8 protein-coding genes and 1 pseudogene are annotated in these 9,993 nt (G+C 40.9%); all 9 read right to left on the bottom strand.

Going from position 1 to position 9,993, the window contains the following annotated elements; all coding sequences use genetic code 11:
• Positions 1 to 183: 183 nt before the first annotated feature.
• Positions 184 to 468: a DUF1292 domain-containing protein gene (locus tag MLE14_RS21215; RefSeq protein ID WP_243300405.1), complete on the bottom strand. Its 285-nt coding sequence runs from the start codon at positions 466 to 468 to the stop codon at positions 184 to 186.
• Between the two features lie 11 nt (positions 469 to 479).
• Positions 480 to 896 (bottom strand): Holliday junction resolvase RuvX, encoded by a 417-nt coding sequence (ruvX, locus tag MLE14_RS21210; protein WP_243300404.1) that lies wholly within the window; start codon positions 894 to 896, stop codon positions 480 to 482.
• A 1-nt stretch (position 897) separates the two neighbouring features.
• Positions 898 to 1,164 carry an IreB family regulatory phosphoprotein gene (locus MLE14_RS21205; RefSeq protein WP_243300403.1) on the bottom strand — a complete coding sequence of 89 codons (267 nt, stop codon included), beginning with the start codon at positions 1,162 to 1,164 and terminating at the stop codon, positions 898 to 900.
• Between the two features lie 184 nt (positions 1,165 to 1,348).
• The gene (gene alaS, locus MLE14_RS21200) at positions 1,349 to 3,982 is read right to left on the bottom strand and encodes an alanine--tRNA ligase (RefSeq protein WP_243300402.1); all 2,634 of its coding nucleotides are present in this window, start codon (positions 3,980 to 3,982) and stop codon (positions 1,349 to 1,351) included.
• 350 nt (positions 3,983 to 4,332) lie between these two features.
• On the bottom strand, positions 4,333 to 5,400 hold the full coding sequence (locus tag MLE14_RS21195; RefSeq protein WP_243300401.1) for an AI-2E family transporter: 1,068 nt from the start codon (positions 5,398 to 5,400) through the stop codon (positions 4,333 to 4,335).
• A 118-nt stretch (positions 5,401 to 5,518) separates the two neighbouring features.
• Positions 5,519 to 5,710 carry a hypothetical protein gene (locus tag MLE14_RS21190; protein ID WP_243300400.1) on the bottom strand — a complete coding sequence of 64 codons (192 nt, stop codon included), beginning with the start codon at positions 5,708 to 5,710 and terminating at the stop codon, positions 5,519 to 5,521.
• A 169-nt stretch (positions 5,711 to 5,879) separates the two neighbouring features.
• Positions 5,880 to 8,270: an SF1B family DNA helicase RecD2 gene (gene recD2, locus MLE14_RS21185; protein ID WP_243300399.1), complete on the bottom strand. Its 2,391-nt coding sequence runs from the start codon at positions 8,268 to 8,270 to the stop codon at positions 5,880 to 5,882.
• A gap of 29 nt (positions 8,271 to 8,299) precedes the next feature.
• Positions 8,300 to 8,959, bottom strand: coding sequence for a tetratricopeptide repeat protein (locus MLE14_RS21180; protein ID WP_243300398.1), 660 nt, complete (start codon positions 8,957 to 8,959; stop codon positions 8,300 to 8,302).
• 842 nt (positions 8,960 to 9,801) lie between these two features.
• Positions 9,802 to 9,993, bottom strand: a pseudogene (locus MLE14_RS21175) (group II intron reverse transcriptase/maturase); the annotation flags it as partial.

Here is a 9,993-nt window from a genome sequence, read left to right as displayed (position 1 = left end):
CATATACACGTAACTCCATTTCTTTTGTCTTGTTTCTAGACAATTCAAGTATAAAAGAATTGGATGTCTACGTGTTTTTTTATGAATAAAAAGTTGTGTTCAAACCCCAACAAATATTATAGAGCCTGAAAAAAACATAAAAAAAGTAAGACCCTAAAACTAAAGGTCTTACTAAAAAATCCTTTATTCTTCTTCTTCTGCTAGAAACGTCTCTAGCATCTCTTCAATCATATCCCATTCTTCGTCAGTTTCAATCGGCTGAAGTTCTCCGCCTTCTTCGCCAGGTGTAAAGCTTGAGGCCATGATTTCAATTTCTTCTTCGTCATCACCTTGATCAGCACCTACTGGGTAATATAAAACATATGACTTTCCAAATTCTTCAGATTCGAACGTAAATAAAACCTCACAAAGCTGTTCATTGCCTTCTTCATCATACACAGTAATGTGCTTGTCTTCACCGTGATCCATTCGATTCCCTCCTATTTTTGACTATCCAAATAACTTTGCAAAATGAAATGTGCTGCCATTTTATCAATGACTTTCTTCCGTTTTTTTCGGCTAACGTCAGCTTCTAGAAGAACGCGTTCAGCTGCCATCGTAGTCAATCGCTCATCCCATAATACCACTGGGACCCCGAATCTTTTTTCGATTTTACTGGCAAATGCTTGACTCGCTTCTCCTCTTGGACCAATTGTACCATTCATATTTTTCGGAAGACCCACAACTACTTTGGTGACTCCATATTCTTTCATTAGCTTGTCCAATCGTTCTAAGCCAAATTCGCCAGTTTCCTCGTTAATTGGTATCGTTTCAAGTCCTTGGGCGGTCCAGCCTAGTTCATCACTGACAGCGACACCAACTGTCTTCGAACCTACGTCTAAGCCTAAGATGCGCATATTACCCCTCACGTTCGTCCTTTAAGTACGATTTAACTAATTCTTCGATGATTTCATCACGTTCAAGTTTCCGAATAATATTCCGAGCATCTCTATGTCTGGGGATATAGGCTGGATCTCCCGATAATAAGTATCCTACAATCTGATTAATCGGGTTATAACCCTTTTCTTGTAATGCTTCATAAACATGAAGCAGAACCTCCTTGACATCGTGTTCTACAGGTTCTTCCGGAAAGTTAAATTGCATCGTTTTATCAAAAGAGCTCAAAGACTAGCACCTCATCTTTCTTCAGACGGACTTTTTCCGGACTCACTGGCTGCGTACAGAAGCAAATGAAACTTCGACCAGCAAGAACCCTTTTCTTTAATATTCCAAGGGAGAAATTGATCCTCCCTGGAAAGATTTGACCAATCCAGAAGTTACCTTCATTTTACACTACTTCCAGAAGGAATCAAACGGATTTTACCCATTCTTCTGCAAAGTGAATGGCTTCATCTAATTTTTCAGGGTTTTTTCCGCCAGCCTGAGCCATATCTGGACGGCCGCCACCACCGCCGCCACAGATTGCAGCAGCTTCTTTTATTAATTTTCCTGCATGAAAACCTTTTTCGACAAGGTCTTTTGTAACTCCTGCAATTAATTGAACTTTATCATCATTGACAGTTCCCAAAAGGATCACTCCTGAACCCAGTTTTCCTTTTAAGTCGTCAACCATATTTCGAAGCTGATTCATATCAGAATCTGAGATTCTTTGGGCAATAAGTTTTACTCCATTCACTTCTTTAACAGATTCCAATATATTTCCTGCTTCAATATGACCAATTTTAGCTTTTAATGATTCGTTTTCTCTTTCTAGTTCTTTCAGTTCTGCCTGAAGTCCTTGAACTTTAGCGATAACATCTTTCGGCTGTACCTTTAGGAGCTGACTTGTTTCATGTAAAATTTGAATTTGTTCATTGAGACGCTTATAAGCGGCTTTTCCTGTTACTGCCTCAATTCTGCGGGTTCCTGCTCCAATACCGCCTTCTGAAACAATTTTAAACAATCCTATGGCTGATGTATTCGCAACATGACAGCCGCCACATAGTTCTAGGCTGTAGTCTCCTACTTGAACAACACGGACAATGTCTCCATATTTCTCCCCAAAAAGCGCCATAGCACCCATTTCTTTGGCTTCGGAAAGCGGCTTATGGAAAATTTGCACATCGATGCTTTCCCAAATTTTCTCATTGACGATTCCCTCAATTTTTTCTAGCTCTTCTTCCGAAATTTGGCCAAAATGGGAGAAGTCAAAACGTAATCTAGTCGGCTCTACTAGAGATCCAGCTTGATTTACATGGCTTCCCAGCACATCTTTTAAGGCCTGATGCAGTAAATGAGTAGCCGTATGATTTTTAATGATAGCCTTTCTTGATTCGCGGTTGACCTTGGCTGTTACTTGCATTCCTTCAGTTAATTCACCAGAGATGACTTTTACACGGTGTAGATTTTGTCCGTTTGGCGCCTTTTGCACATCTATAACCTCTACCCTTGCACTTGGAGATTCGATAACCCCTTTATCGCCAATTTGTCCCCCGCTTTCTGCATAGAAAGGAGTTGTATTTAGGATTAAAAATGCTTCTTTTCCTTCAGAAGCCGCTTTCACGAGTTCTCCTTCCACCATAATAGCTTCTACTTTGCTTTCCGCTTCAAGCGTTTCATAGCCAACGAACTCACTAGCCATTTTAAGCTCTGATAATACACAGCCTTGGACTTGCATAGAACCAACGTCTTGTCTGGCCGCTCTTGCACGGGCACGCTGCTGATCCATTTCTGCCTCAAAACCTTCGAGGTCAATTTTCAAACCAGCTTCCTCCGCATATTCAGCGGTTAATTCAACTGGAAATCCATACGTATCGTACAGTTTAAATACATCGCTTCCGGGGATGGTATCTTCTCCTAGTGCTTTTAAACGCTCAATGATATCGCTAATATGACTGATTCCTTCATTCAAGGTTTCATGGAACCTTTCTTCTTCTGTACGAATGACTTGTTGAATAAATTCCTGCTTTTGCTTCACTTCAGGATAGAAATCTTCCATGATGGACCCAACAACCGGCACGAGTTTGTAGAGGAAAGGTTCGTCAATTCCCAGCACTTTTCCATAACGGACGGCTCTTCTGAGTAAGCGGCGCAACACATAACCCCGACCTTCGTTTGAAGGCAAAGCACCATCACCAACAGCAAATGAAACAGTACGGATATGGTCGGCAATCACTTTAAAACCGACTGTCTGTTCTTCGTTATTTCCATATTCTACCTTCGCGATCTCTTGGGTAGCTTTAATAATCGGCATAAACAAATCTGTCTCAAAATTAGTCGGTGTGTTTTGAACTACGGATGCCATTCGTTCTAACCCCATCCCGGTATCAATGTTTTTCTTTGGAAGAGGGGTGTAGGTTCCATCCGGATTATGGTTAAATTGTGAAAATACAAGATTCCAAACTTCTAGATAGCGATCATTTTCACCGCCAGGGAAGAGTTCTGGGTCATTCGGGTCATCCCCATATGCAGGTCCTCTGTCATAAAATATTTCTGTATTCGGACCGCTTGGACCTTCTCCAATATCCCAAAAGTTCCCTTCCAAACGAATGATTCTTTCTTTCGGAATTCCGATTTTCTTATTCCAAAGTTCAAATGCTTCATTATCTTCTGGATGAATGGTTACTGACAGTTTTTCTGGGTCAAACCCAATCCATTTTGGACTTGTCAGAAACTCCCAAGCCCATTCAATTGCTTCTTCTTTAAAATATTCGCCAATCGAAAAGTTACCCAGCATTTCAAAGAATGTATGGTGCCGAGCTGTTTTTCCGACATTCTCAATATCATTGGTCCGGATTGACTTTTGCGCATTCGTAATCCTCGGATTATCCGGAATCACCCTGCCGTCAAAATATTTTTTCAATGTTGCTACTCCACTGTTGATCCAAAGCAGGGAAGGATCCTCATGCGGGATTAAAGAAGCACTTGGTTCCACCCGATGCCCTTTTTCAGCAAAAAAATCGAGAAACATTTTTCTAATGTCATTTCCAGAAATATACTTCATTTTTGATCCTCCTATATATTGTTTTTATCCAAAATAAAAAGCCCTCATCCCTGTAGCAGGGACGAGAGCTGACTCGCGGTACCACCCTGGTTATGAGGAAAAAATATTCCTCATCACTCCAAGCCTTAACGCGGCATACGGCAGGTGTTAGCTGCACTCTGGAATAGCTTCCGTTACCCTTCATCCAGAATCCCTTCCAGCCTATGGGGATTCCTCTCTGCAAAGCTTTTTATAAGCTTTAAGATGGTCTGCAACGTACTTGGTTCCTTCTTTGTGTTTCCATATCCAAATGTATACGCAAATTATAGTGGACTGGAAATAGGTTTGTCAACGCGTCTTTCAATCGGGGATTAAATTCTGACCTTATCAATAAAACGAAGTTTGATATGAAATAGGGTCACCTTCACTATTGCAAGCAGCGGAACGGCAACAAGCAGTCCGATGATTCCCCCAATTTCTCCGCCAGCAAGTAATGCGGCAATAATTAATAAGGGATGCATGTGAAGGCTTTTTCCCACGATAAATGGAGATAAAATGTTGCCTTCTAAAAATTGCAGCACTAGGATAATGATGAGAATGTAGATAACTAGCTTCATCGACATGGTTGCGGCAATGATGACAGCCGGGATTGCACCGATAATCGGACCAAAGTAAGGAATAATATTCGTTACGCCAACGAAGATCCCTAGCAGGAGCGGATATTTTAACCCAATGATCCAAAAAAGCGAAAACGAGATAAGTCCCATTGCTAAACAAACAGTAAACTGACCTCTGATGTAGTGTCCCAGTGATTCATCAATGTCATATAAAAATTGTTTTCCTTCATTCCTCCACTTATGAGGGGTTAGCCTCCAAAAGGTTGCCTTTATTTTGTCAATATCTTTTAACATATAGAAAGATATAAAAGGGATGAGCAAGATCACAAATAAGGAGTTTCCAATCTTAATGAGAATTTCCACTGTTTTATCTAAAAGACGGTGTAAGAGCCCTTCGGCCACCACAATTCCTTCACTAATTCTCAGCTTTATTTCATCTGGCAGGGAAGAAGTTTCCCGCTCCAATGTGTGAACTATTTCCCGATATTGATTCGTAAAATAAGGAGCATTTTCAGCAAAGTCCTTTAACTGTTCTACGAAAAGAGGAACCCCTTTATAAATGCCATACCCTACTAACCCAAAAAATAGAACATAAATAATAAAAATCGATAAACCTCGATGAAGCCCCTGTTTATGTAATTTTTCTACGGTTGGATAGAGGAGGTAAGAAATAAAGGCACTAATGACAAATGGTGTTAAAACAGAAAAAATAATTTGTAAAACTGGAAGCCAAATGCTTTTAATTAATAAAAAAATATAAATTAATATAAATGTGAGTAAGATAATCCCCAGCCAATACAGCCACTTGATTTTTATATCCATGGAAATCCCCCCTCATCGGTAGTGTTCAATGAAAGGAGAAAGAATATGCACAGCCTGCAAGGTTATTGCGCTGACAATATAAAACGTCCGCGTGAATCCTCACAGGCGGACGAATGCACTACATACTAATTTGTCGATCTTGTTCATCAAACAAATCATCTAATGATGACAATGAACCATCTTCCTCAACTTGATGAGTATTAATTACTCCTTTAGATACTGTCATTTCAATAAAACAATTCCAGCAATAATATTGATTGACGCCAATTTTTCCGATATCCTTGCTCTGACAATTTGGGCACTTAAGCAATCATGGCACTCCTTACGTATCTAGTATTTAACTCAAATTGTTTTAAAAGTCGTTGCTTATTATTCCCTTTTTTGCAGATTTATATACGCTGGAGAAGAAGAAAGCTGCCGTTTATAAAGATGTTATTACTGATCACTGCACTAAAAATGCTCCCTGGTTTGAGGGAGCATTACTCATTTTCGGCTGGAAGAAAATCATAAGGTGAGGTGTTTTCCATCCCGATCATCGGATCTACCTGAAACAAATCCTCTTCTGTTAAGAAAAGCGAGTCTGTACTGGTTTTATCCAGTTCCAAGAGTTTTTCAGCAAGGGAGGTTTGTCTTTTTCGGTCATCCTGTCGCATAACTCCCATTTTAAAAGCTTCTGGTTCACCGCAGAGAATCAGAAATTGTTTGCTTCTTGTTACCGCCGTATAAAGAAGATTACGGCGAAGCATACGGTAGTAACTTTTTACCACTGGGAGAATCACGATGGGAAATTCGCTGCCTTGTGATTTATGGATGGAACAGCAATAAGCGAGCGTAATTTCATTCCATTGCGCTTTTGGGTAGTAGACTTCAATTCCATCAAATGACACAACCAGCTGGTCCTGCTTTTCATCTGTTTGACTCTCCTCAGATCGGATAATCGAAATAATTTCTCCAATATCGCCATTAAAGATCTGGTCCTCGGGCCGATTAACGAGCTGCAGGACTTTATCGCCAATCCTGTACTTTTTATCGCCGAATGTCACTTCCTTGCGAGACTTGTCAGAGTTCGGATTCATCACATCTTGGAGCATTGTGTTGAGTGCATCAATTCCGGCTGGCCCCTTATACATGGGTGCGAGGACTTGAATATCCTTTTTAGAGAATCCCTTTTTTAACGCATTTTGTACAATCTGCTGAACAACGTCACCCATCTGCAGCGGTCTGCATGGGATAAATGATCTGTCCTTTTTGGGCTCTGTCAGATTCGGCGGAACTTCTCCGTTTTTTATTTGATGGGCCAGGTCGACAATGGATGACCCATCTTCTTGCCGGTATATATCTGTCAGGCGTACTGTCGGTATTTTCTCGGAATCAAGTAAATCCCGCAGCACTTGTCCCGGCCCGACCGAAGGCAGCTGATCTTCATCTCCGACGAGAATCACCTGGATATCATCTGGGAGGGCTTTAAATAGCTGGTGTGCGAGCCATGTATCGACCATTGACATTTCATCAATAATGAGCAATCTTCCTTCAATCTTTTGCTCCTCGTCATATTGAAAAGCTTCGCTGCCGTTCCATCCCAGCAGTCTGTGAATCGTTACAGCTGGGAGTCCTGTTGCTTCATTCATCCGTTTTGCCGCTCTTCCTGTTGGCGCAGCTAATACCACCGGAAATGGCTCATCCTTATAATCTTTGGGATTTAATGATAATCCATGAAGCTCTGCATATAAATCTACTATTCCTTTAATCACAGTTGTTTTCCCGGTTCCTGGTCCGCCGATTAACAAAAGCATGGGTGAGGTTAAGGCTTGCTGTATCGCTGTTTTTTGAGTGGGAGCATACTGGATGCCAAGCCTTTCTTCAAGCTTACCTAGGGCTAGTAAAAATTCGGATTCGGAAAATTGATCTTTATATTGGTCTTGACTTAGAAGCCTTTCAATATTTGAGACAATACCCCGCTCAGCAAAATACAAAGAAATCATATACACTCGATTGTGCTGAACCTTTATTTTCCCTTCCTCCTGAAGCTTGACTAACTCAGTTTCAACAAGTTGAGTATCAATAGCTTTAGGCTGATTACTTTCAAGCAGTTTTTTTACTTCATATAAAAAAGGTTCCTTCACCAAGAATACATGTCCCTCTTGAAGACAGCTTTTTTCCAATGTAAAAAGGATTGCAGCCTTAATCCGATCAGGGTGTTCTCCGCTAATCCCCATTTGCTCACCCAATTCATCAGCTTTGGCAAAACCAACACCATCAACATCCTCTACAAGCTTATATGGATTGTCATTGATTATTTGCAAGGTCAGTTCCCGATAAGTCTGATAGATTTTCATCGAGATTTGCGGACCGAATCCAAGCTGAGAAAGAGTAATCATAACCTCTTCCAAGCCTTGATGCTCCTGTATAGTTTCATGAATGAGCTGAGCTTTCTCAGGGGATAGCTTTGGTATGTTTTCTAGCAAATGAGGGTTCTCTAATATTCTCGATATTGCATTCTCACCTAGCGCCTCTACAATCGATGCAGCGGTCTTTTTCCCAACCCCAGGAAATAGATCGCTCGATAAGTACTGAATCACTCCATCTTTTGTTTTCGGGATATCCTTTTCGTACCGGTGGGCGTGAAACTGCAGACCAAATTTCGGATGTTCTTTCATGACACCGTAAAACTTATACGTGTCCTCTTCATGGATTCGCGGGAAATACCCTGTCACAACTGCTTCTTTTTCATCATATATTTCGTCTGTTTCCTCGACCCGGATTCGGACAACGGTGTACAGATTACTTTCATTATGAAAAATCGTAACAATTGGACGGCCTTTTATAAACTTTTCAGTTTCAGCAAAAAGATTAAAGGATTCCTGGCGCACGGGAAATTCCCCTTTCTACCCTTACATACTTACTTAGACATTTTCTCAATTAGTTTAATCCCATAGGCTGCTAATGCATGGTCCGGTTTTATCTCTAGCGCTTTCTCAAAACTTTTTTTGGCATTGTCCCAATCATTTTCATTCATATAGTAAACAACACCTAAATTATAGTAGGCATCAGGCTGATTCGGATCCAGGGAGAGGACGATCTCCATCTCCTTTTTGGCAGGATCATAGTAGCCCAAGCCACCTAAAACAAGACCATATTGGAGATGAGCCTCTACATCTTGTGGATTCAGTTCAGCTGCTCTTTGCAAATAGGGAACTGCGAGTTTTGGCTGGTCCAGCTGAACCATACACATCCCGAGCATAAAATATAGATCAGCTGACTGAAGTCCCTTTTTTAATGCCCTCTCATAGGCTTCTAAAGCTTCTTTATACTTCTCTTTTTTATAATAAACAGTTCCTACACTATAATAAGCGGTTGCCGTATCTTCGTCGATTTCAATTGCCTTATGAAATAGAGGAAGCGCACGTTCTAATTCTCCAACCATCACAAAAACATCACCCAGGTTGATATAGGCTATCGGGTCTTCAGGGTGTTCTTCAATCGCCTTTAAAAAATACGCGGTGGCTTCTTCAAGATTACCGTCTTTTAAGCTTTTTAGACCTTGTTCACGAAGTGACATCTTCTCACACTCCTAATCTTTCCCTAGTATAGCATACTTGCCGATAGAATCTTTTAATTTTGGGCTGTTTTCGTATAGTTTGCTGTAGCCTAATTTAAAAATAACGAAACTTTTCAGAGTGACATCTGCAGCTGCTCTCCATTGTACGTTTCATTTGCTTTGCTTAGCGGATTTGCGTGCCGCTACCTGAAAATTATTCCTCTTTTTTAGCCGCCAACTTATTTAATGGATCCTCATTCCGCTATTTGTTCAAAAATCTTTGTTTGGAGCATGGTTTCGGTTCCTGGTTCCGTTATTGGCTTTTTTTCTCTCAAATTCGATTGATTTTGTACGAATAGCGGAATCAGAATCCGCTTAAAACCCTGAAGTGCAGGTTTTCGTTCTAATAACGGAATGAGGATCCGCCAAACTTATTCATTTGGATCCTCATTCCGCTACCCTGAAAAAGGCCCACCCTTGGACTGTTGGGGCAGAAAATAATCAATTATCATTCATCTGCTGGTGCTGCAACCAAGCATGGAGGGCTATTTCACAAAAAACCGCTGATTTTTGCACCTTAACGGATTACGTTCAGTTATTTGCCGAAAATCATACTAAAATTGCTCTGTTTTGGGCAAATAATTGAACCAGGGCAGTTTACACTCCGGGTACCTAGGCAGCATTACTGCAAAAAAGGACATCCGTGCCGCTGACCGTCTTACAATTGACTAATTAAGTTCTATTCAGTCAACGATTAAAACTTATGCACTTAGTACGAAAGTTGATAAAATCGAGTAGGAGGGGGTGACTAACCCCCGACCTCTCACACCACCGTACGTACCGTTCGGTATACGGCGGTTCAATTATGATGATTGACGCAAAAATTCATATCGTTCCGCTAGACTTCTCAACCCTCGATTTCTCCAATAGGAGTTATGGAGGGTTTTGTTTAAGATTGGACTACAAGCGATTCTCCAGTATTTCTTCCGAGAATTCCCCCATTCGTATGCTTTATGTGGTGGAACCCCTAAGGTAATCAGTCTTTTAATCCTCGT

It is taken from the genome of Bacillus litorisediminis (assembly GCF_022808645.1).
Classification (GTDB): Bacteria; Bacillota; Bacilli; order Bacillales; family JC228; genus Bacillus_BF; species Bacillus_BF litorisediminis.
This window is presented reverse-complemented; position numbering and strand designations above follow the sequence as displayed.